The organism is Alishewanella aestuarii B11, assembly GCF_000280055.1.
GTDB lineage: Bacteria > Pseudomonadota > Gammaproteobacteria > Enterobacterales > Alteromonadaceae > Alishewanella > Alishewanella aestuarii.
This window is the reverse complement of record NZ_ALAB01000035.1, coordinates 29991-53452: the sequence shown is the minus strand read 5'-3', so window position 1 is coordinate 53452 and position 23462 is coordinate 29991. Positions and strand designations below refer to the sequence as shown.

Below are 23462 nucleotides of genomic sequence, written 5' to 3'. Positions count from 1 at the left end.
CCTTTATTAACATAAGCAGAGTATGGCAGAACACAGCACAACCGCCAAACCAACACTGGTACTGTTACATGGCTGGGGCTTAAATCAGGGCGTTTGGTCCGAAGTCCAGCAACAACTGGCTGGCGATTTTCAGGTCTTGGCGTTGGATCTGCCCGGTTTTGGCCTGAGCCGACAGTTTCCGCCTGCTTACCGTCTGGATGAGGTGCTGTCCCAGCTTGCTGCGCAGCTGCCAGAGCAAAGTTATCTTTGTGGTTGGTCGCTGGGCGGTTTGCTGGCCATTGCGTTGGCCGCGACCTATCCGGACAAGGTTAAGCAACTGGCGCTGGTGGCTGCGACGCCGAAATTTCTGGCGACAGATGACTGGCCCGGGATGCGCGCCGAAGTGATGCAGCAGTTTGCCAGTGCCCTGAGCCAGAATTTGCCGCAAACGATTCAGCGTTTTCTGGCGATCCAGGCGCTGGGCTCAGAGCATGCCAAGCAGGATATTCTGAAGTTACGCGACAGTATTGCCCACTTTCCGGAGGCACAACCCCAGGCCGTAGTGCAGGCGTTAACCCTGCTGGCAGACACTGACCTGAGACAACAGTTTGCCGTGCTAACTCAACCGGTAGTGGGCTGTTATGGCCGGCTTGATTCGCTGGTACCAGTGGCAGTGCTGCCTTTGTTACAGCAATTGCAGCCTGCGGCAAAACTAACGGTACTGGCCAAAGCCTCGCATGCGCCCTTTATTTCTCATCCGCACGAGTTCTGTCAGTGGCTGCGTAGCGCACTGCAATAAAAATACTTAGCGGGCAGAAGCGGTTAGGGCTCATTATCGCCCTTGCTTTCTTTTTTGCCGAAACTGTTCGATAATTAAGCAGTCTAATAGCAAGAGAATAGAGAGGGCTTGGTTATGCAAATTCAGTCTGCCTTTAGTGCCGGCATGCAAGGTTTGCAGCGTGCGTCCAATGCGATTAGCGAAGAAACGCTGAATATCAACCGGCAAACAACTCAAAACCGGCAACAGGAACAGCAGGTTGCGGCAGCTGATGCACAGCAGACGGCTAATCCGGCACCTACTAATGCTGCAGCCGAACCGAACCGTGCCGCCGGCACCGATACCACTCAATCACTGGTGCGTCTGGAACAACAGGAATTGCTGGCTCAGGCCAATGTCCGGAGTTTGCGCACAGCCGATGAAATGCTCGGTAATATTATTGATATCCGGGTCTGATTGCGATGCAAATCACCTCCTATTACCCCAACGTCAGCATTAACACCGCGAATCCGGCCACGGAGCAGGCGCGGCGTGATATGCAGCGGCGTGAGCCGATTGAGCCGGTAAAGGAGTTGGAAAAAGGTGCCGCTGAGCGGCCGCTGGCGACAGATGATCGGCAACGTGGTGCTGCGAATAGTAGCGCGAATGTTACGCTGTATGATGCCAATGGTAAGGAAACCGAGACGCAGCAAGCGATAACAGGTGAGCAGGGTGAGCGCGGCGAGCAGGAAGAAAAGCAAGAGTCCGGGCAACAGTCGGAACAAGAACAACAACAGCAACAGGCCGAGCAGCGGGAAATTCGCGAACTGCAGGCGCGTGATCAGGAAGTCCGGGCACATGAGCAGGCCCATGCCATTGTCGGGGGCCGTTACGCCAGCGCGCCCAGTTACGACTATCAACAAGGCCCTGACGGTAAACGCTATGCCGTAGGTGGCGAGGTGCAAATTGATCTGGCACCGGTACCGGGTGATCCGGCAGCGACGGTTCAGAAAATGCAGCAGGTCAAGGCGGCGGCATTGGCACCGGCCGAACCCTCAGCAGCTGACCGCAGTATCGCGGCGGAAGCTGGCCAACGCCTGTTGCAAGCTCAGGCCGAGCTTATCGCCGAGAAGGCGCCGCTCGCTAATGCCGCAGCCAGTGATAGCAGCACGACTGAGGAAGGTTCTACAGCAGCTGAGTCACAGCTTACCCAGGCTGATGCAGCCGATATTGTTTTACCACAACGTGAACGACTGGAATGGCAGGCACTTATGGCCAGACGCAGCCAGGTGATTGAAAATTTCTATCAGCTGGCAACTGAACCGGCACAGCGGCCATTACGGCAGCAGGTTTAATCTGCTCGCAGCCGCCGCAATTCCGGTTTTTCCTGCGAATATTTACCCTACTTTTTAAATTTCGCTAAGGCAGCCGCTAACGCATTACCCATTGCTGCGTTGCCTTGTTCCTGTTTTGGCGTCTGGCTGGCTTTATTGCTGCCCGAGCTGCGCTCTGGCCGACCCTTACCAGCAGTCGAAACATTACTGTCGCCGTTGCTGCGGGCCTGTTCATCCATCCGCATGGTCAGGGCGATGCGTTTTCTGGCCTGATCGACTTCCAATACTTTCACTTTAACAATATCGCCGGCTTTGACCACCTGATGCGGATCGCTGACAAACTTATCGGCCAGCGAGGAGATATGGACCAGGCCATCCTGATGCACGCCGATATCAACAAAGGCACCAAAGTTGGTGACGTTAGTGACCACCCCTTCCAACAACATGCCGGGTTTGAGATCGGCCAGGGTTTCCACCCCGTCTTTAAAGTTCGCCATTTGAAATTCCGGCCGTGGATCGCGACCGGGCTTATCCAGCTCTTTTAAAATGTCAGCAATAGTCAGTAAGCCAAAATGGTCATCGACAAATTGCCGGGCATCGATTTGTTTCAGGAAACTGCTGTTGCCAATCAACTGCTCGACACTTTTCTGATGCGCGGCAACAATTTTCTCGACCAGTGGGTAGGCTTCGGGATGCACACCTGAGGCATCCAGTGGGTTAGTGCCGTTATTAATGCGTAAAAAGCCGGCGGCCTGCTCATAGGCTTTTGGCCCCAGACGCGGCACCTTTAACAACTGGCTGCGACTGGTAAAGCGGCCATGTTGATCGCGATACTGCACAATATTTTGTGCCAGCGTTTTGTTCAGGCCGGCCACCCGGGCCAGTAATGCCGCTGAGGCGGTATTTAAATCGACGCCGACCGCGTTGACGCAGTCTTCTACTACGGCATCCAGCGATTTGGTTAGTAAGCTCTGGTTCACATCATGCTGATACTGGCCAACGCCGATGGCTTTGGGTTCAATTTTTACCAGCTCGGCCAACGGGTCCTGTAAGCGGCGGCCAATCGAGACGGCGCCCCGCAAGGATACATCCAGCTGCGGAAATTCCTGCGCCGCCAACTCCGATGCCGAATATACCGAGGCGCCGGCTTCGGACACCATCACCTTGCTGATCCGCTGACCGGGCAGTGTCTTAATCACCTCAGCGGCCAGTTTATCGGTCTCCCGCGAGGCGGTACCATTACCAACCGCAATCAGCTCAATCTGGTAGGCCTTACACAAGGCCGACAGCGCCTGAACGGATTTATCCCATTGATTCTGGGGCGCATGCGGGTAAATGGTGGTGTGATTTAACAGCTTACCGGTTTCATCAATGGCCGTGACCTTTACACCGGTGCGCAGTCCGGGGTCCAGTGCCAGAGTCGGGCGCATGCCGGCGGGTGCGGCCATCAGCAAATCTTTCAGGTTACGGGCGAATACCCTGATCGCCTCGGCTTCGGCCCGTTCCCGCAGTTCGCTCAATAAATCATTTTCCAGATGCAGCTGTAGTTTTACCTTCCAGGTCCACTGTACAACGGTGCGCAGGAAGGCATCAGCCGGCCGGTCCAACTGCCGGATCTGAAATTGCTCAGCGACCATTTGTTCACAGACGGCGTGTGGTTGTTCACTCAGTTCAGGCAGTAACTGCAAGTTAAGTATGCCTTCGTTGCGCCCCCGGAACATGGCCAGCGCCCGGTGCGAAGGCACCTGTTTCAGCGCTTCGCTGTGTTCGAAGTAGTCGCTGAACTTGGCACCTTCCTGCTCCTTGCCGGCAACAACCCGGCTTTGCAGCACGGCATGCTGACTCAGATGGGCGCGCAAACGGGCCAGCAAGTCAGCGTCTTCGGCGAATTGCTCCATCAGAATATATTTGGCGCCTTCTAATACGGCTTTGACATCGGCATAACCGGCCTCAGCGTTAAGATAGGCGAGGGCTTCCTGTTCCGGTTGCCGTGTTGGTTCTGAGAGCAGCAGCAGAGCCAGTGGCTGCATGCCGGCCTCAATAGCTAACTGGCCCTTGGTACGTCTTTTGGTTTTATAGGGCAAATACAAATCTTCGAGCCGGGTTTTATTATCTGCGGCGCGAATTTGTTGTTCCAGTTCGGCGGTGAGTTTGCCCTGCTCGGCGATGGTGTTTAAGATCACCTGGCGCCGCTCCTCCAGTTCTCGCAAATAGCTCAGGCGCTGATCCAGGATACGCAGCTGGGTGTCATCCAGGGCGCCGGTGACCTCTTTCCGGTAACGGGCAATAAAAGGCACTGTTGCGCCTTCATCCAGCAAGGCGATGGCGGCGGCAACCTGCTCCGGGCGGGCGGCGATTTCAGTAGCAATTTGATTAATCAGCATAGACATAACACTAAATTCCTGTAACGGTTTGGCGCAGCGATTGAGCTTAAAGCCTTAACTAGGCTGGGTTGGCTGCGGATAGTCGATAGCCACAATGTACCAGTCTTTCGGACCATTTGGGGTGGAAACCGTGGCCACATCATCGACCTGTTTTTTCAGTAAGGCGCGGGCCATAGGGGCGTCGATCGAGATATAGTCTTTGCGGCCGTAGATTTCATCCGGGCCGACAATGCGAAATTTCAGGCTATTGCCAGCATCATCTTCCAATTCGACCCAGGCGCCAAAGAACACCCGGCCGGCTTGCTGTGGTGAGTAATCGACAATAGTCAGCTCATCCAGCCGTTTGCGTAAAAAGCGCAGCCGACTGTCAATTTGCCGAAGTAATCTCTTATTGTAGGTGTAGTCGGCATTCTCCGAACGATCGCCAAGGCTGGCAGCCCAGCTGACAATACGGGTGATCTCCGGGCGTTTTTTGAACCAGAGCTCATCATGTTCGGCTTTGAGCTGTTGATAGCCTTCGCGGGTAATTAGCAAGGTTTTACTGCTGGTGCGTTTCACCTGTTATGACATTCCCTTCTTACAGCACTGGCGCTGATTATCAGCCATAGTGCGGCAGAGCGTAAAGCTTTTTAGCCAGTTGCGGCCCTTTGCTGGTTAAATTTCGACCAGCCTGGTTTGGCAATCTCAGCCGTGCTGGCTAGGCTTAAAATGCAATAACCTGTAACAGGAGAGGTGTAAATGAAAGTGCGCCAGAAAATTGCCATCGTCGCGTCCTTGCTGCTGTTAGCTGGCTGCAGCTCGACGCCGGTGCAGACTGCCCGTAGTCAGCTTGATCAGGATTATATTAATCAGGTCGAAGCCGCAGCGAAGAAAAACAGTCTCAGCCCCAGGATTTACTGGGTTAACCCGCCCATGAAAAAGGACGCGGGCCAACAGTAATTTGTCGCCCTGCCGAGCAGACAAACTTTGTAACATAGTTTATGCCGTCTGGCCGATGCAAAGACGGCATTTTCGTTTATAGTGACCTGAAAAGCATCAGAAATAAGGATAGGGTAGTGGTCACTGAAACAACCAAGATTCTGGTAGTCGACGATGATTTGCGACTACGCTCTTTGCTGGAGCGCTACCTGGTGGAACAAGGCTATCAGGTACGTAGCGTGGCGAACTTCGAACAAATGCAACGTTTGATGGAACGCGAACACTTTCATTTGCTGGTGCTGGATTTGATGTTACCCGGTGAAGACGGTTTGTCGATCTGTCGCAAGTTGCGCCAGCAGGAAAACGAAATCCCGATCATTATGTTAACGGCAAAGGGTGACGAGGTAGATCGGATTATCGGCCTGGAAATGGGGGCTGATGATTATTTGCCTAAGCCCTTTAACCCAAGAGAGTTGTTAGCAAGGATCCGCGCGGTATTGCGGCGCAAAACCAAGGAGGTGCCGGGCGCGCCCAGTCAGGCCGAAGGTATTGTTGAATTTGGTCCCTACCGTTTTAACCTGGCGACCCGGGAAATGTTTAAAGGTGAGCAACAACTCCCCCTGACCAGTGGTGAATACGCCGTATTAAAGGTGTTAGTAAGCCACCCCCGCGAACCCTTATCACGCGATAAGCTGATGAATCAGGCCCGCGGCCGCGACTATTCCGCGATGGAGCGCAGCATTGATGTGCAGGTATCGCGTTTACGCCGGATGTTGGAAGACGATGCTGCTAATCCGCGTTACATTCAAACGGTATGGGGTTTGGGCTATGTTTTTGTGCCGGACGGTAGTCTGAACGGATGAGATTTTTCCCGCGCAGCGCTTTCGGGCAAACGGTATTCCTGATTGGCATCATGCTGTTAATTAATCAGGTGGTGTCTTACCTGTCAGTCGCTTTTTATGTGATTAAACCCAGCACCCAGCAAATCAGTCATCTGGTCGCCAAACAGGTCCGGTTGGCATTGCCAGCGACAGCCACCAATCCTGAGTTACAACAGGCTATAGCGGCACATTTTCAGCAAGCGACACAGGTGCGGGTATTTGACGAGCAGCAAGCTTTACGAGAGGGACTGGCCGAGGCCAGTTATTACGGGTACTTCTCACAACAACTGTCGGATGAGCTGCAGCAGCAAGCCGAGGTCCGAATTTCACAAACCGATAGTTTTATCTTCTGGGTCAGACCAGATCTTGAGCAGGACCTGTGGGTCAGGGTGCCGCTGGCCGGGCTGGACGAAGCCAGTTTTCCGTTGCTCACTTTTTATTTGCTGATGATTGGCGCCTTAAGTGTGCTGGGTGGCTGGACGCTGGCCCGACATCTGAACCGGCCGCTACAGAAGTTACAGCAGGCGGCACTGCAGGTTGGGCGCGGTGAATTTCCGCCGCCGTTATCAGAGCAGGAGGGGGCCACTGAGATCCTGGCGGTAACCAAGGCCTTTAACTATATGGCACAGGGGATCCGGCAACTGGAGGAAGACCGGGCCTTACTGATGGCCGGGGTGTCGCATGATTTGCGTACACCGTTAACCCGTATCCGGCTGGCATCGGAGATGATGAGCGAGTCGGATGCCTGGATCCGCGATGGCATCATTAACGATATTGAGGATATGAATGCCATTATCGATCAGTTTATTGATTATCTGCGGCACCATAAGCAGGAAGAGCCACAACTGCTGGATTTAAATGAGCTGGTCCGCGATCTGGTGCAGGCGGAACAGGTGCAGCAGCGTCAGATCCTAACTTACCTTGATCCGGCTTTGCCCTTAGTAGCTTTACGTCGTTTGGCAATGAAACGCATGCTGAATAACTTGCTGGAAAATGCCTTACGCTACAGTGAAGGTGATATCGAAATTAGCACCGGCTATGAGCGGGCAGCGAAATGGCTTTATCTGGAAGTGCGGGATCACGGCCCTGGTATTCCGGAGCATAAGATGCAGGCGATGTTTAGTCCCTTTGTCCAGGGGGATGAAGCCCGGGGTAGTGGCGGTTCTGGTTTGGGGCTGGCCATTATTAAGAAAATCGTTGCCATGCATCATGGCGAAGTACGTCTGCATAATCATGCCAAAGGGGGGTTGGTGGTGACAGTCAGCCTGCCGCTGAAGTCGCCACAATAGCCCGCATAACCTTCATTTGACTATGGAGCTGTAAAATATAAATTACAGTATCTCACGGAAAAGTGTCATTATTTTTTACATTAATCCATTTTTTTAGCATTGCATCCATCCAAAGCTGTGGTAAAAACAGGTAAAGAGAGATGATCTCTTATGGGCGCAGACTCTCACTGTGCCCCTGGTTGCTTTGTCATTTTGGCAAAGTTTTCACCAGCCACCGGGTAACTAAATAAAATATCTCGCCCGGTATAACAATAATAATCTGGAAGGAGTAATACCTTGGGAAAAATGAATAAAACCCTGCTGGCAACAGCTGTCGGCTTGGCTATTTCCGGGTCTGCGGTAGCCGGCATCGAGCAATTCAGAACAGCACATGGCCAAAGTGTGCACGAAATCTTTAATAACCAAACGGCAGTTAGCCTACATGCTGAAACTGAGCAACCGAGTGCCTGGTTAATCCTGCTAAATGCCCCGGCGTCCAGTGACGCCTTGCAAGGCTCGCGCTTTGATCAACAGTTGGCGGCACAGTATCAGCTGACTGCAGAACAAATTCAGCAGGAAGTGACGTTTCAACTGCACAGCGTCGATCCGGATGCTGAAATCTTACTGGCGACCAAACATCTGGCAGCTGGTTTGGTGGTGAACGCCTCTACTGAAGCTCTGGCCGAGATGCGTAAGCACAGCGCAGTACAGAATATTTTGCCTATCTATGATAGTAAGCCGATGGTGGTTGACAGCGCCGAGTACATCCGGGCGCTGCAAACGGTGCAATCTGGCAAAGCGACCGGTGAAGGGATCCGGGTTGCTATTCTGGACTCCGGTGTGGATTATACCCATGCCTTATTGGGTGGTCCTGGCACCACGGCTGCTTACAATGCAGCGTTAAGTGACCAGGTTAATGCACCAGCCTGGCCAGTTGGTCAGATTATCGGTGGCTACGACTTTTTGCGGAATGACCCTAATCCTATCGACGATGTCCGTCTGGCTGGTGCCGGCCATGGTACTTCTGTGGCACATTCGGTATCTGGCATTGCACCAAAAGTAGCTTTTTATGCCTATACCGTTTGTACTAATACCTGTCCGGGTGTCGCTCAGCTAAGAGCATTAGAAGCCTCAATGGACCCGAACGGCGATGGCAATATGGAAGATCGGGTCGATATTATCAATATGTCACTTGGTGGCCAATTTGGCTCAACCCAAGCAGTTAGTGGTACTCAGTTCTTAATTCAGCGTGCCGTAAAACTGGGGACAAATCTGGTTATCTCGGCAGGTAACGACGGTAATGTGCCATTCCGGGTTGGCGGTCCTAGTACCACACCTAACGCACTTTCTGTGGGCGCTATGACACACCCGAAAGCTGCGGTTGGAGTCTTTGAAGCTGCGGTAATAGATGGTGCGACGGCAGTGATGACAGCTTCTGCCTTTAATCGAACTCTGGATTTTGCTTTTAGTTCTGCCAACACACCACTGGTGGTGGTGCCGGGCGAATATACGGCCTGTAATGCGCTGCCTGCCGAGGTTGATTTAACCGGTAAGACAGTGTTGGTATCGCGTGGTGTCTGCGCCTTTGCCGACAAAGTTAAGGTTGCACAAGAGCGTGGCGCTGCCTTTGTGATTATTGCGAATAGTAATCCGGGTGAGGCGCCGATCGTAGCGGGTGGTGATGATCCAGCGGTAACGATTCCGTCAGTAATGATTACCAAAGAAGTGGGCGATGCTATCAAAGCCAAGTTGGAAGCTGGCGAAACAGTTAGCTACGATATTCGTTCCGTTGGCAAATCTGGTGCCGGTGCTATTGCTAACTTTACGTCACGCGGTCCATCGATGGATGGTTTGCTGAAGCCGGAAATTACTGCACCGGGGGTCGCGATCCAGGTTGCCCGCTTAGGTACAGGTACCGGCACTGCTCCGGTTAATGGTACCTCGTTCTCTGGCCCAATTACCGCTGGTGCTGTTGCGCTGCTGCGCGGTGCCTTACCTGAGCGCAATGCGCTGGAAATTAAAGCCACGCTAATGAATACGGCGAATCTGACGGTGCACCGTGAACCGGTGGGTATCAATCCGGATGCTAAATTAGCATCAATCAGCCAGATTGGTGCAGGTTTGGTGGATGTCGAGAAAGCCGTTAACTCGCCGGTCGCAGCCTGGGTGAATGACGCGCGCTTCGATACCGCACAGGCGGCGTTATCTTTTGGTTTACAGTCGCTGGATAAACCAAGCAGCATGACCAAACGGGTCACGTTGAAAAACTTCAGTAACACCAATAAAACCTATAACCTGCGGATCCAGGATCGCTATGCTGATAAATCGGCGACAGGGGCGTTAAGCTGGAGTTTCCCGGCTGCGGTAACGGTTCCAGCCAAACAAACCATAGAATTTGACGTCACACTAACGGTTGATCCGGCCAGGTTACCTGACTTTGTGTTAACCAACGGTGTCTTCTACTCTGCTTTGCAAGCTGCGGCTCAGATGGACAAGGTTGAATTTGATGGTGCCCTGATTTTTAATGACCCCAGCACAGCAACTGATCATGATCTGCATCTGGTGTACCACCTGATCCCGAAAGCCGTTGGCAAACTGGCGCTATCGGGCGAGCTGGTCGATGGCAAGGTTGCCACGAAAATCACCAATACCGGCGTGATCCCGGTTGAGCCTTTTGCCTCCACTCTGGTTGCCACCTCGGCGGCTAACCCGGCCATCAATCCAATACATGATATCCGGGCCATTACTTTTGATGTAGCGCCGGCAAGCGCCTGTAGTTCAGGTTATGCTTTATATCCAACTTTCCATCTGGCAGAAGGGGTAACTCACCTACTGCAGGGTAACTACGCGCTGGATCTGGATATCAACAATGATGGTGTCTTTAACTACACCATGAATACCCTGTTGTTAACCCGTCTTGGTACTACCTATGCACAAAGCCCCGGGGTAATGGTTTCGTTTAATACGCTGTACAACACCACCAACGGATTCCTCGGTGATGTATTGCATTTTGCCGGTAGTAAGCAGATCACGCTGGAAGCCTGTTTTAACCATGTTGGTCTAACGGCGGCAGATCTGGGCCGTACCATTAATGCGCGGTTCCGGACTAATCCAGATTCCTTCTCATTAAGCTACAGTCAGGCTCAAACAGCCGATCAGCTAACGGCTCAGGTGACGTTAACCCCGTCACCTGCTGTGACCTTTAGTTCGTCGCTGGCGCCGGCAGAAGGCCCAGCGGCAGCAACCTCAGTTACCGTTAGTGAGCTGGCACCGGGTGAGTCGGCCTATCTGCAGCGACCTGCCGGCGATAACCGCAGCTTTGTGCTGTTGTCGACTCAGGCCGATGCCGCAGCAGTTGCAAACTATGCGGCGCCTTTAGCGCAGCCCGTGCTGGCTGGTAGCAAAACTTTCAGTGTCAATGAAAATACAGCTACTGGTACCGTCGTTGGTCAGTTACAAGCAGAGAGTGATTTCCGCACTGCGGTGACTGAGTTTGTCGTTCTGGGCAGCTCGTCGGCGGCACTGTCTATCAACAGCGATGGCCGTATTGTGGTCGCTAATCAGACAGCTCTGGATTACGAAGCGGGTCTGACACAGGTGAGCTTTGAAGTGGCAGTATTGGATAGTGCGGGTCAGGTTTCAGCACCGGCAACAGTGACGGTGGAAGTGGTTAATATCCCGGATACGCCACCTGTCATCACCGCTGCTGTGACATTGAGTTCACTGCCATCTGGTACCGCAGCCGGTACTGTGGTCGGTACTGCTACGGTGCAGGTAAGGGAAGCCGGCGCGACACTGACTGGCGTAACATCCAGCAATCCGCTGTTTGCAGTGCAAAATGGTCAGATCGTGCTTACCCGCGCACCAGTGAAAGCAGATGCCGGGCCCCAAAGTCTGACCTTGACCGCGCGTGATTCCGCCGGATTACAGGCAACAGCCACAGCTCAAGTGACTATCACCCATAGATCGGGTGGTAGTGCGGGCTGGTTAGGGCTGTTACTGTTGCCGTTACTGTGGTTACGGCGCCGGGTTAAGGTCTGAACACAAATCTGAAGCTGGTTAACTAACAAGCCACCGCTACGCGGTGGCTTTTTTACAGCTGGTCATGAATGCTTTGCAGCTCGTCAGCACTGAAATGATACGACTTGTTGCAATACTCGCAGGCCATATCCAATCCACCCAGTGCCAGTTGCTCGGCTATCACCGCGCGTCCCAGGCTGAATAAAGCCGATTCACATTTTTGCTTCGAGCAACCACAGACAAAACTAATCTGCTGGGCCGGGAATACTTCAACTACTTCCTGGTGAAACAGGCGGTGTAATACTTCTTCTGGCGGCAAATCCAGTAGTTCACCAGCCGTAAGGGTATCGCTCAGCACCACCAGCTCATTAAAATCCTCGCGGGCTTTGTCCTGCTCAACCGGGAGTACCTGCAACATAAAGCCGGCGGCACGGTTGCGATTACTGATATCGGTATAGATGTAAAGACGGGTTGGTAACTGCTCTGACTGTGCGAAATAGGCTTCCAGTGTTGATGTCAGGCTGTCGCCACTCAGCGGAATAATGCCCTGATAGCGCTCACCCTGCACCGGTGTGATGGTCACGACCAGGTAGCCATTACCGACCAGATCCCGGAAGTTGTCACCACTAAGTTCAGCCTGCATCCGCACCACACCGCGGAAGGCTTGCTGATGATCGCCATTGACTGCCGCGAAACGCACGGGTCCATCACCTTGCAGCTGTACCGCAATTTCACCCTCAAATTTCAGGGTGGCGGTCAGTAAACTGGTCGCAACCACCAGCTCTGCCAGTAATTGCTTGACCGGCAGTGGGTACTGGTGATGCTGTAGCATCTTATCGAGGCTATCCTCGACATAGGCCAACTCACCACGCACATGCTTTTGTTGAAATAAAAAACGGATTAGTGCATCAGTCATGCTTGAATTCTCATTGCTGCGATTTAAGTAACAAGAGCTGCCGGCGCTCCTTTTTGTCCGGTTTTGTTTCCGGGTGTGGCGCAAATAACGCATTGTTTTTTCGCAGTTCGGCGCGTTTTTGCCTCTCTGCCAAACTTTCGGCGGTTTCTTCGTAAAGTTGTTGTGCCAGAGGGGCAGCCAGGCGCTTATCAGACAGCCCGCGGACCAGCACGATTTTTTCGTCTGCTCCCTGTGCCAGTCGCACTGTGGCACCGATATCAACCAACTTACCGGCTTTACAGCGCTGACCATTATAGTGCACCTTGCCGCCCTCAATCATTTCCTTAGCCAGGCCGCGGGTTTTATAAAAGCGGCAGGCCCAAAGCCATTTATCAAGGCGAACAACAAGGTCGGTAGCTGTAGCGTTGGCGGTAGTTTGTGGCATAAGAAACCTGATAGTAATTGGAGTTTTGATTATACACCCAAAAACCGATAAGTTGCAGGTCGTACTTTGGCGTTAGAGGCTTGTAAAAGCTATTAACAAAGCTTGTTGTCGGCGGTCTTACTCAGTAAGATGCAGTGGAACTGATTAAAAGATAAAGGCTATGCACGCGACACTTCACCCGAAACTACAACTTGGCTGGCAATATTTACAGCGGCTGCCGTTACAACCGCTGCGCCTGGTGCTGAATCTGCTGTTGGTGCTGCTACTGGCTTGGTTGCTGGCGCGCTTAAGCTGGCAACTGGTGCCCCAACCGGTTGCCCCTGCGCTTCCAGCTGGTGTTAGTGTGACGCCAGCACAGCAAGCCCCGGTTGCGCTGAATAACCTGTTACGTTACGCCCTGTTTGGTCAGGCCTCGGCTGAGGTGACTACACCTGCCGTAGCGCAGGTAACCGAAGCACCGAAAACCCAATTAAATGTTAAGTTAACCGGCCTGGTCTCAGTGCCAGGCCGACCGGAGGCCGGCAGCGCCATCATTGAACAGCGCGGCAGCGAGACCACCTATGCGGTGGGTGATCAGATCGAAGGTACCCGTTCCCGCTTATCTCAAGTGCTGGAAGATCGGGTGCTACTGGAACAAAATGGCCGCTTTGAAACCCTGATGCTCGACGGTGTTGAGTTTACCCGCATTGCTCAGGCTAACGCTGGTCTGGGGCAGAGCGACAATAACGCGGATTATCAGTTACAGGCAGAAGAACCCATAGTGCTGGCCGCGCCTATCGCATCTGGAGTGATTAATCCGGATGTGCAGGTACAACGCGATGAAATTCTGGCTGAACCGATGAAATTTTTTGACTACGTGCGGGTCTCACCGGTACAGCGTGATGGCCAGCTGGTGGGGTATCGTTTGATGGCCGGCAAAGATGCGGCCTTGTTTGCACAAATGGGCTTACAGCAAAATGATCTGGCGATCGAAATTAACGGTATACCGCTGAATGATATGCAGCAAGCGATGCGGGTAATCAACGATTTGCGCGATGCATCTGAAGCGCGGTTAAAGATTGAACGGGATGGCGAAATCAGAGATATTCTGTTTAGTCTGTCACAGTAAAATAACGATAAGAATTGGTTAATCTCTCATGAAATCAGCTTTTTTCTCCAGGGCAAGACGCCCGTTGGCGACGGCGCTGCTGGCTGCGCTACTTAGCTTCAGCGTCGTGGCGGACAGCGACATTCGCTACTCTCCCAATTTCAAAGGTACCGACATTAATGAGTTTATCAATATCGTCGGTATGAACCTGAAAAAAACCATCATTGTCGATCCGCAGGTCCGTGGCCGGATTAATGTGCGCAGCTACGATATGCTGACGGAAGAACAGTACTACCAATTCTTCTTAAACGTACTTCAAGTCTACGGTTTTGCTGTGGTCGAGATGGAGAGCGGCATCCTGAAGGTGGTACGCGACAAGGATGCGAAAACCTCGAATATCCCGGTGGTTGGGGATGAGGCGCCGGGCTATGGCGATGAGATGGTGACACGGGTGGTTCCGGTGCGCAATGTTTCAGTGCGTGAACTGGCGCCTCTGTTACGGCAGTTTGTTAACCAGGGCGGTGGCGGTCATGTGGTGAACTATGACCCGTCCAACGTGATTATGATGACCGGCCCTGCTGCGCTGGTAAACCGGTTGGTGGATATTATTCAAAGGGTAGATAAAGCGGGTGATCAGGAGCTGGAAATTCTGAAACTGAACTTTGCTTCGGCTGCAGAAATTGTCAGGATTCTGGAGAGCATCTACCGCACCCAGAACCGGGGCGAGCAACCGGATTTTCTGGTGCCACGGATTGTCGCCGATGAACGCACCAACAGCGTGATTGTCAGTGGCGAAGCCCAAGCCCGGCAGCGGGTCATTGAATTAGCCCGCCGTTTGGATGCAGAGTTACAAACCAGCGGTAATACCCGGGTGTTTTATCTGAAGTATGCCAAAGCGGAAGACCTGGTGCCGGTGCTCACCGGGGTAAGTGATTCTATTGCTGCCGAAGCCCAGGGCGCGCAACAGAGCGGACAACCGGCACCCAGACGGGCAGCTGGTGGCCGTTCTATTAGTATTGAAGCGCATGCCGACAGTAATTCGTTGGTGATTACCGCGCAGCCGGATATGATGCGCTCTTTGGAGGATGTGGTACGGCAGCTGGATATCCGGCGTGCTCAGGTCCTGGTCGAAGCCATTATTGTCGAGGTGTTTGACGGTAACGGCACCGATTTCGGCGTACAGTGGCTAAACGCCAATGGCGGTGGCACTAACTTTACCGGCACTAATACTATTCCGATCGTGAATATTGCGGCTGGCGCAGCTCAGGCTTCGCAGATCACCCGCGGTACTACCACGCAATCGCGTGACCCGACTACCGGTGAGTTAATTACCACCACTACGCCAGATACCAATCGTGACTACTCCGGCTTAGCTCAGGCCCTGCAAGGGCTCAATGGCGCCTTGCTGGGGTTCTACAATGGTAACTGGGCGGCGATCTTGCAGGCCGTGCGTACCAGCACCAACTCCAACGTACTGGCGACACCCCATATTACGACCATGGATAATCAGGAAGCGATTTTCCTGGTCGGTCAGGAAGTGCCGATTATCACCGGCTCGTCACTGGGCTCTAACAATACCAACCCGTTCCAGCAAGTACAGCGGCAAGAAGTGGGCATTAAGCTCAAGGTGACACCACAAATCAACGAAGGTGATGCCGTGCAGCTGGTGATCGAGCAGGAAGTTTCCAGTATTGGTGGCGCAACAGCGGTCGATATCACTATTAATAAGCGTGAAATCAAAACCACCGTGATGGCGGACGATGGTGCGACTATTGTACTGGGTGGTTTGATTGACGAAGATGTGCAGGAAAGTGAATCCAAGGTGCCGCTGTTGGGTGATATCCCGGTACTGGGCCATCTGTTTAAATCAACCAGTGTCAGCAAACGCAAACGCAACCTGATGGTGTTTATTCGTGCCACTATAGTGCGCGACGGCAATGCCATTAATGGCATCAGTAAGCAAAAATATAACTTTATCCGCGCCGAGCAAATTAAACGTGACCAGGAAGGGATCCGCTTAATGCCACAAACCCGGCAGGCGATTTTGCCGGAATGGGACGACAGCCTGAAGCTGCCGCCGAGTTTTGAAGAGTTTATGCAACAGCAAGAGCCACAGCCGCCGGCAGGACAGCCTAAGCCATGACAGAGATGGAACAACTTAATCCGGTACTGACGCAGCGGGTGCGATTGCCCTTTAGTTTCGCCAAAAGGTTTGGCGTGCTGCTGCAGCCGCATCACGATGGCTGGTTGCTCTACGTGCAGCCGGCCACGCCGCCACAGGCGTTACTGGAAGTGCGTCGTTTGCTGGCGCAGCCGTTTAAGGTGCAGCAACTGGATGCTCTGGCTTTTGAAGCTCTGCTGGAAGCCGCCTATCAGCGCGATTCCAGTGAAGCGCAGCAGATTATGGAAGATATCGGTAACGAGGTCGATCTGGCGTCACTGGCGGAAGATATCCCGGAAGCCGAAGACCTGCTGGAAAACGAAGACGATGCGCCCATTATCAAACTGATTAACGCCATGCTCGGCGAAGCCATTAAGCTTGGCGCCTCAGATATTCATATCGAAACCTTTGAAAAAGCGCTGATTATCCGCTTCCGGGTCGACGGCTTGCTGCGCGAAGTGCTGCGGCCAAATCGCCGCCTGTCCAGCCTGCTGGTATCACGGATCAAGGTTATGGCGAAGCTGGATATTGCCGAAAAACGCGTACCACAGGATGGCCGTATTAGTCTGCGGATCGCCGGGCGGGCGGTGGATGTGCGGGTTTCGACGATGCCGTCCAGTCATGGCGAACGGGTGGTGCTGCGGTTACTGGATAAAAACAATTCGCACCTGAATTTAGCGGATCTGGGCATGACCCCTGCCGTGCAGCAGCTGTTCTCGCAGCTGATCCTAAAACCGCATGGCATTATCCTGGTGACAGGTCCTACCGGCTCCGGTAAAAGTACCACGTTGTACGCCGGTTTAACCGAAATTAATACTAAAGATCGGAATATCCTGACGGTAGAGGATCCAATCGAATACGAACTGGAAGGTATCGGCCAGACCCAGGTCAATACCAAGGTGAATATGACCTTTGCCCGCGGTCTGAGAGCCATTTTACGGCAAGACCCGGATGTGGTGATGGTAGGGGAGATCCGCGACCTGGAAACGGCACAGATTGCGGTGCAGGCCAGTTTGACCGGTCACCTGGTGCTATCGACCCTGCATACCAATACCGCTGCCGGCGCCATTACCCGGCTGGAGGATATGGGGGTGGAGGCGTTCTTACTGTCGTCTAGCTTACTGGGGGTACTGGCGCAGCGCTTGGTGCGTACGCTTTGCCCGCATTGCAAAGCTGCACATGAGCCGGATAAAGAAGAACGTCATCTGCTGGGTATTACCAAGAAAGAAGGCGCGCTGATCTATCGCGCTGTCGGTTGCGAGCACTGTAATGATACCGGCTATCGCGGCCGTACCGGTATCCATGAGCTGATTGTGGTGGATGAGCAGATGCGTGAGATGATCCATAATGGTAAGGGCGAGCAGGCGATTGAAAAATACGCCCGGGCACTGAGCCCCAGTATTCGTAGCGATGGTTTCTCTAAGGTGCTTGCCGGCGTAACCACGCTGGAAGAAGTGCTGCGGGTTACCCGTGAGGATCTGTAATGGCGGCCTTTGAGTTTCAGGCATTAGATAGCAGCGGTAAAAAAAATAAAGGGGTGTTGGAGGCTGATAACGCGCGCCACGCCCGGCAAATTTTACGTGAGCGTAAACTGACGCCGCTCAGTGTGGAACTGGCGTCACAGCAGGAAAAAAAACTCGCCAACCGCGGCCCCTGGTTGCAGCGGCGGATATCTGCTGCCGAATTGGCGCTGATCACCCGGCAACTGGCCACCCTGGTTGAGGCCGCGCTGCCGATAGAAAGCGCGTTGTTAGCGGTTGCCGAGCAGTGCGAGAAACCCCGCCTGAAAAATATGCTGATGGCGGTGCGCTCTAAGGTCGTAGAAGGCTACAGTCTGGCAGAGGGGCTGGCGGAGTTTCCGTATGTGTTTGATCATTTATTCCGCTCGATGGTGGCGGCCGGCGAAAAATCCGGCCATCTGGAGCAGGTATTAAACCGGCTGGCGGATTATACCGAGCAGCGCCAGTATATGCGCAGTCAGATCCTGCAGGCGATGCTCTACCCGTTAATTCTGACCGGCTTTGCCATCCTGGTGATCAGCATCCTGCTGGCGGCGGTAGTGCCGAAGATCGTCGTACAGTTTGAGCATATGGGAGAATCGTTACCCGGCTCGACACTATTCTTAATTGCGGCCAGTGACTTTTTACGCCATTACGGTGTCTTAGTGTTACTGGCGATCTTACTGACAGCAGTAGCCTGGCAGCGCGCCTTACAAAAACCCGGCTTGCGCTTGCAGTGGGACCAGCTGGTATTGCGGCTGGGCTTGCTGGGCAAGGTGGCGCGCGGGCTGAATACGGCACGCTTTGCCCGGACGCTCAGTATTTTGAATGCCAGTGCGGTGCCGTTGCTGGAGGCGATGCGGATCAGTGCCGAAGTGCTCAGTAACAGCTATATGCGACTGGCGCTGGCCGATGCCACCGCCAGAGTACGGGAAGGGGCTTCATTAAAAAGTGCGCTGGAACAAAGCCGCTTGTTCCCGCCGATGATGCTGCATATGATAGCCAGCGGTGAAAAAAGCGGGCAGTTAGATGCCATGCTGGCACGTGCCGCCAATGCGCAGGACACCGAATTTGAAACCCTGGTTAAGGTCTCGCTAAAGGTGTTTGAACCCGTGCTGGTGGCCGTGATGGCAGGTATGGTGTTATTTATCGTACTGGCAATACTACAACCCATTTTAGCGTTAAATAATATGGTAGGTGCTTAAGATGTTAAGGCAAAAGCAACAAGGTTTTACTCTGCTGGAAGTGATGGTGGTCATCGTGATCCTCGGCATCATTGCCAGTATGGTGGTGCCTAACCTGATGGGTAATCAGGAACAGGCGGCACGGCAAAAAGTGGTGGTGGATATTCAGCAACTGGAAAGCGCTTTGGATATGTATCGCCTGCGTAATGGTTTCTACCCGACAACAGAGCAGGGCCTCGACGCTCTGGTCACGGCGCCCACCTCGCAGCCGGTACCGCGGGTCTTTCCGGAGGGTGGCTTTATCCGGCGTTTACCAAAGGATCCCTGGGGAGAGGAGTATATTCTGGTCAGTCCCGGACAGTTAGGGCGGATTGATGTCTTTAGTAAGGGCCCGGATCGGGTAGCCGGTACCAATGATGATATCGGCAACTGGAATCTTGACGCGGATGGCGCTGGCGGTAACTGATGCTGCGCCGTGCCGGCTTTACCTTGCTGGAAGTGATGCTGGTGTTGCTGCTGATTGGTATTTTAGCCAGTGCGGTGGTATTTACCTTTAGCGGCGATAGCACCGAGCAGCGGCTGGAACGCGAAGCAACGCGCTTTAGCCAGGTGTTTCAGTTTATTGCCGACACGGCGTTGCTGAGACAGCAGGAATGGGGTCTGGTGGTGAGTCAGCAACAATATGCCTTCGTTTATTATGGGCCGGATGGTTGGCAATGGGCGCCTGAGGTTGCCGCCGCTAAAACCTATCAGTTGCCGGAGCAATTGTCACTGCTGCTGGAATTAGAAGGCTTGCCTGGTGCTGAGTTTAATTTGCTTGGCCAGGTCAGCTGGCAGCAGGAAGCGCAAGCTGAGGCTACCGATGCGCCTGCTGCGAATAAACCCCCTCTGCCACAGGTATTTATTTTATCTTCCGGTGAAATTACCCCCTTTCGTTTAGTGTTGCAGGCCGCTGAGCAACGGCCGCCCGTGCAGGTGCGGGTGGGTACCGATTTCAGTGTCCCGCTCAGCCGCTTTAGCGGAGCAGAATAATGCGGCAGTGGCGCGGTTTTACTTTGCTGGAAGTGCTGATCGCGCTGGCGATTTTTGCCACCGCCGGTGCGGCCATTTTGCAGGCCAGTGCCAGTCATTTACGCGCCGTTGCTCAGTTGGAAGAATTAACACTCGCCAGCATGATTGCCAATAATCAACTACAGCAGGCGCAACTGAATCGCAGCTGGCCACCGCGTGAGCTGGAGCAGGGCGAAGTCAGCCTCGGCAACCGGGATTGGCAATGGCAATTACGAGCCGTTACGGTGCCTGATCAGGATCTGCGCGAGCTGCAGATTAGCGTGCGCCTGGCTGAGCAGCCGGAGCAAGTCGTCTATCAGCTGAAAACCTATATAGGGCGTCCCGATGCGCCGGGTTAAGGGTTTTACCTTTATCGAAATGTTATTGGCGACGGCGATCTTTGCGATGGTGGGATTAGCCTCGGTCGCCATTCTGAGTAATGTCACGCAAAGTGATGAATTATCACGGCAGCACTTAGCACAACTGCGCCAGTTACAACAGGCCATGCTGCTGCTGGAGCGTGATTTGCTGCAGATCAGTGCCCGGCAGGTCCGGATCCAGGGAGACCCGCCGAAACAAGAGCGCTTGTGGGGTGAGCCGTTTTTGCTCGGTAGTGAAGATCATGGTATCAGCTTTACCCGCCAGGGCTGGCGTAATCCGGGGATGTTGCTGCCCCGCAGCGAATTGCAGGCTGTGGCCTATCGCCTGCAAGACGGGCAATTACAACGTTTGTTTACCTTATACGTCGACGCGGTCAATGACACTGAGCCGCAACAGCAGATGTTACTGGACGGTGTTGAGGCCTTTGCAATTGAATACTGGTATAACGAACGCTGGGAAGAGCGTTGGCATCATCAGTATTTACCGCAGGCGGTGAAGGTCACGCTAAAGCAACAACAGCTGGGTGAAATTGAGCGCTTATACGTGTTGCCGGATGGCTTGTGGCGGGGTGCTGAATGAACAGATGCTATCCGCGGTCACAAGGAGGCGCAGCCTTAATCACCGTACTCTTGATCGTGGCGATTGTGGTCGTGCTGGCGGTTGAGATGAGTGGCCGCTTGCAGTTGCAAATACAACGGCAACAGAATTTGCAGCAACAGCAGCAGGCGTTTTGGTATGCAATGGGGGCAGAAGCCTTTACCCGGGTGTTGTTGCGTCGTTCGTTGCAAGGGCAGGATGTGGTGCATCTGGGGCAGGATTGGGCGCAGCAGGGCGCGAGCTTTATGGTGGATGACGGCCAGATCGCCGGAGAAATCCGTGATCTGAACAGTTGCTTTAACCTGAATGCGTTGCAAAAACAACCAGACCGGCAACAAGGTCAGGTGCAGACGCTGGCGCAGCGCACCTTCCTGCGTTTACTGGAGCTGGTGGCAGCCGATCTCAGTATGCCGGCCGAGAATCTGACGGCGCGGCTCAGTGATTGGCTGGACGAGGATGGTATTCTGAATTCTGCCGGGGGCGCGGAACAGGACGATTATGCCGCCTTGTTATTTCCCTATTATACCGCCAACAGCTTGATGGTGTCGGAGACTGAACTGCGGTTAATCCTCGATCTGACGCCGGCAGATTATCAATTACTGCTGCCTTATATTTGCGTGCTGCCGGAAAACGATGTATTGCTGCTGAATGTGAATACGTTAACGGAGCAAAGCGCCGTCCTGTTACAGGCGCTGCTACCGGAGATGACCGAAACTCAGGCGCAGGATGCGGTATTAAACCGGCCGGAGCAGGGCTACACCGATGTAGAAAGTTTTCTACAAAGCCCGGCGCTGGCCGGGCTGACAGTGCCGGCCGATGTGAAGGCGGCACTGGCCGTCAAATCCGAGTATTTCCGGTTACAGGCAACGACGGCTTATCAGGAAAGTGGTTTTCAGCAAAGTACACTATTTAAACGAGAAGAAAATAATGCCATCAGGGTTTTGGCCCGGCGCTTTGGAGGCCAGGGGTGAATGAACAACTACTAATCCGGCTGGCCAGTCAGCCTGAACAACCAATCAGCTGGCTGGTCTATGCACCGCTAACCGCAGACATCATAGCCAGTGGCGAGGTTGCCGGTGTGGCGGCGCTAGCCGCGCTGGCCGAGCGGCTGGGACGGCGCAACGTTATCGCGCTGGTACCGGCCGCAGATGTGGTACTGAAAACGGTGACCTTACCGGCCAAACCGAACCGTCAGTTACTGCAGGCGCTGCCCTATATGCTGGAAGAAGAGCAGGCTGAAGATATTGATAAGCTTTTTATTGCGCACGGACAGGCTGAACTGCAGCAGGGGCAGTACCGGCAGCAGGTTGCGATTTGCCAGCGCGAACGTTTGCAGCAATGGTTAGATTGGTTGCAACAGGCAGGCTTTAATGTTAGCCGGATGCTGCCAGATGCGTTATTACTACCAGCTGATACATTACCGGCTTGTATTGAACTGCAACAGCAATGGTTACTGCGACTGGACAGCTGGCAGGCAACAGCGATCGACAGTGCCTGGTGGCAGGACTACCTGGCGTTGGCTGCTCTGCCACAACTGACAACGTACAGTCCCTGGCCTGAACATATTGTCCAGCCACATCAGGCTGCCGCTCCGGAGTTACCCCTGGCCTTACTGGCCAGAGGCCTGACTGCGACCAGTTTCAACCTGTTACAAGGCCCCTATACTCCGAAAAAGCCTCAGAACAAAACCTGGCAGCAATGGCGACTCAGTGCCGCCCTGGCTGGCGGCTTGCTGCTGGCCTATCTGTTACAGCTGGGTATCGGTGTCTGGCAGCAGCAACGGCAGCTGACGCAATTGACCGCCGAGCTGCAAACTAATTATCTGCAGCTGTTCCCGGGTGAGCGGATCGTGAATTTAAACCGCCAGTTACAGCAGAAGTTACAGGCTGCCGGCGTCGGACCTAACGAGCAGAATTTCTTTGTGCAATTACAGGCGCTACAGCAACGCTTGGAAGGCTTGCCGGATGTGAAGCTTGACTCACTGCGCTATGACGCGGCGCGGCATGAGTTACGCTTTTCAGCCAGTGCTGCAGGTTTTCAGAGTTTTGAACAGTTAAAAACCGTGCTGGAGCAAGCCGGCTATAGCATAGAGCAGGGCGCGCTGAGCAACGATGGCAGCCGGGTACAGGGCACAGTAGTAATGCGGGGTAAGGTATGAAACAACGGGTGCTGCTCTGGTGGCAAGGTTTAGCGCAACGCGAACAACAACTGCTGTTACTCTGTGTTCCTGTGCTGTTGCTCGGCGCCTTTTACTGGCTGTTGTGGCAACCACTGCACCAGGCACAGGCGCGCAACGCAGTAGCAATTCAACAGGTGCAGCAACAGCTGCAGGCGTTACAACAGGCGGCTCCGTTGTTGCAGGGCGCCACGGTAACGGCACGCAGCGGTGGCAGCTTGTCGCAAATTATCAGCACCAGTGCCCGAAGCTTTAATATCCGGGTTAGCCGGATGCAGCCGCAGAATGAGCAGTTGCAACTGGTACTGGAAGATGTGGCGTTCGAACAATTGTTGCCCTGGTTGCATCAGCTGTACTATCAGAACGGGGTGCGGCTGGTGCAGGTAGACGTTGCCGCAACAGATAAGGCCGGTATTGTCAGAGTTCGCAGAATGGTGATTGAGTAG

Annotated in this window: 22 protein-coding genes; 18 read left to right on the top strand and 4 right to left on the bottom strand. The window is 53.7% G+C overall.

The window, feature by feature from the left end; all coding sequences use genetic code 11:
- Window positions 1-22: 22 nt before the first annotated feature.
- From bioH to AEST_RS13375, 3 genes are all read left to right on the top strand, one after another.
- Window positions 23-778 (top strand): pimeloyl-ACP methyl ester esterase BioH, encoded by a 756-nt coding sequence (gene bioH / locus AEST_RS13385; protein WP_008609681.1) that lies wholly within the window; start codon window positions 23-25, stop codon window positions 776-778.
- 114 nt (window positions 779-892) lie between these two features.
- Window positions 893-1213: a hypothetical protein gene (locus AEST_RS13380; protein WP_008609680.1), complete on the top strand. Its 321-nt coding sequence runs from the start codon at window positions 893-895 to the stop codon at window positions 1211-1213.
- A 5-nt stretch (window positions 1214-1218) separates the two neighbouring features.
- Window positions 1219-2091 carry a putative metalloprotease CJM1_0395 family protein gene (locus AEST_RS13375; RefSeq protein WP_008609679.1) on the top strand — a complete coding sequence of 291 codons (873 nt, stop codon included), beginning with the start codon at window positions 1219-1221 and terminating at the stop codon, window positions 2089-2091.
- A gap of 47 nt (window positions 2092-2138) precedes the next feature.
- On the opposite strand, the gene AEST_RS13370 is transcribed toward AEST_RS13375, so the two are convergent.
- Window positions 2139-4460: a Tex family protein gene (locus tag AEST_RS13370; protein ID WP_008609678.1), complete on the bottom strand. Its 2322-nt coding sequence runs from the start codon at window positions 4458-4460 to the stop codon at window positions 2139-2141.
- A 48-nt stretch (window positions 4461-4508) separates the two neighbouring features.
- Window positions 4509-5012 carry a transcription elongation factor GreB gene (gene greB / locus AEST_RS13365; RefSeq protein WP_008609677.1) on the bottom strand — a complete coding sequence of 168 codons (504 nt, stop codon included), beginning with the start codon at window positions 5010-5012 and terminating at the stop codon, window positions 4509-4511.
- 180 nt (window positions 5013-5192) lie between these two features.
- Between greB and AEST_RS13360 the strand changes: the two genes are divergently transcribed.
- The 4 genes from AEST_RS13360 to AEST_RS13345 all read left to right on the top strand — a co-directional run bounded on the left by AEST_RS13360 (window position 5193) and on the right by AEST_RS13345 (window position 11562).
- A complete protein-coding gene (locus AEST_RS13360) occupies window positions 5193-5393 on the top strand; it encodes a hypothetical protein (RefSeq protein ID WP_008609676.1) in 201 nt (66 codons plus the stop codon).
- Between the two features lie 116 nt (window positions 5394-5509).
- The gene (gene ompR, locus AEST_RS13355) at window positions 5510-6235 is read left to right on the top strand and encodes an osmolarity response regulator transcription factor OmpR (RefSeq protein WP_008609675.1); all 726 of its coding nucleotides are present in this window, start codon (window positions 5510-5512) and stop codon (window positions 6233-6235) included.
- Window positions 6232-7542, top strand: a complete 1311-nt coding sequence (envZ, locus tag AEST_RS13350; RefSeq protein ID WP_008609674.1) for a two-component system sensor histidine kinase EnvZ — start codon at window positions 6232-6234, stop codon at window positions 7540-7542. Before ompR ends, envZ begins: the two co-directional genes overlap by 4 nt.
- Before the next feature lie 285 nt (window positions 7543-7827).
- Window positions 7828-11562 (top strand): S8 family serine peptidase, encoded by a 3735-nt coding sequence (locus AEST_RS13345; protein ID WP_039925527.1) that lies wholly within the window; start codon window positions 7828-7830, stop codon window positions 11560-11562.
- Between the two features lie 52 nt (window positions 11563-11614).
- On the opposite strand, the gene hslO is transcribed toward AEST_RS13345, so the two are convergent.
- Window positions 11615-12457 (bottom strand): Hsp33 family molecular chaperone HslO, encoded by an 843-nt coding sequence (hslO, locus tag AEST_RS13340; RefSeq protein WP_008609671.1) that lies wholly within the window; start codon window positions 12455-12457, stop codon window positions 11615-11617.
- A gap of 10 nt (window positions 12458-12467) precedes the next feature.
- Entirely contained in the window at window positions 12468-12881 is a 414-nt protein-coding gene (gene hslR, locus AEST_RS13335; RefSeq protein WP_008609670.1) for a ribosome-associated heat shock protein Hsp15, read from the bottom strand.
- A 160-nt stretch (window positions 12882-13041) separates the two neighbouring features.
- Between hslR and gspC the strand changes: the two genes are divergently transcribed.
- Genes gspC through gspM form a run of 11 tightly spaced genes read left to right on the top strand, consistent with a single transcriptional unit; the run spans window position 13042 to window position 23462 of the window.
- On the top strand, window positions 13042-13989 hold the full coding sequence (gspC, locus tag AEST_RS13330; protein WP_008609668.1) for a type II secretion system protein GspC: 948 nt from the start codon (window positions 13042-13044) through the stop codon (window positions 13987-13989).
- A 28-nt stretch (window positions 13990-14017) separates the two neighbouring features.
- Complete coding sequence (gene gspD / locus AEST_RS13325) at window positions 14018-16111, top strand: type II secretion system secretin GspD (protein ID WP_008609667.1); 2094 nt, start codon at window positions 14018-14020, stop codon at window positions 16109-16111.
- The gene (gspE, locus tag AEST_RS13320) at window positions 16108-17613 is read left to right on the top strand and encodes a type II secretion system ATPase GspE (RefSeq protein WP_008609665.1); all 1506 of its coding nucleotides are present in this window, start codon (window positions 16108-16110) and stop codon (window positions 17611-17613) included. Before gspD ends, gspE begins: the two co-directional genes overlap by 4 nt.
- Window positions 17613-18833, top strand: a complete 1221-nt coding sequence (gspF, locus tag AEST_RS13315; protein ID WP_008609664.1) for a type II secretion system inner membrane protein GspF — start codon at window positions 17613-17615, stop codon at window positions 18831-18833. The genes gspE and gspF overlap by 1 nt, the downstream gene beginning before the upstream one ends.
- 1 nt (window position 18834) lies before the next feature.
- Window positions 18835-19278, top strand: a complete 444-nt coding sequence (gspG, locus tag AEST_RS13310) for a type II secretion system major pseudopilin GspG (protein WP_008609663.1) — start codon at window positions 18835-18837, stop codon at window positions 19276-19278.
- Window positions 19278-19844 (top strand): type II secretion system minor pseudopilin GspH, encoded by a 567-nt coding sequence (gene gspH / locus AEST_RS13305; protein ID WP_008609662.1) that lies wholly within the window; start codon window positions 19278-19280, stop codon window positions 19842-19844. Before gspG ends, gspH begins: the two co-directional genes overlap by 1 nt.
- Entirely contained in the window at window positions 19844-20221 is a 378-nt protein-coding gene (gspI, locus tag AEST_RS13300) for a type II secretion system minor pseudopilin GspI (protein WP_008609661.1), read from the top strand. The genes gspH and gspI overlap by 1 nt, the downstream gene beginning before the upstream one ends.
- Window positions 20208-20822 carry a type II secretion system minor pseudopilin GspJ gene (gene gspJ / locus AEST_RS13295; RefSeq protein ID WP_008609659.1) on the top strand — a complete coding sequence of 205 codons (615 nt, stop codon included), beginning with the start codon at window positions 20208-20210 and terminating at the stop codon, window positions 20820-20822. Before gspI ends, gspJ begins: the two co-directional genes overlap by 14 nt.
- Window positions 20819-21811 carry a type II secretion system minor pseudopilin GspK gene (gene gspK, locus AEST_RS13290; protein WP_039925526.1) on the top strand — a complete coding sequence of 331 codons (993 nt, stop codon included), beginning with the start codon at window positions 20819-20821 and terminating at the stop codon, window positions 21809-21811. The genes gspJ and gspK overlap by 4 nt, the downstream gene beginning before the upstream one ends.
- Window positions 21808-22998, top strand: coding sequence for a type II secretion system protein GspL (gene gspL / locus AEST_RS13285; RefSeq protein WP_008609657.1), 1191 nt, complete (start codon window positions 21808-21810; stop codon window positions 22996-22998). Before gspK ends, gspL begins: the two co-directional genes overlap by 4 nt.
- Window positions 22995-23462: a type II secretion system protein GspM gene (gene gspM / locus AEST_RS13280; RefSeq protein WP_008609655.1), complete on the top strand. Its 468-nt coding sequence runs from the start codon at window positions 22995-22997 to the stop codon at window positions 23460-23462. Before gspL ends, gspM begins: the two co-directional genes overlap by 4 nt.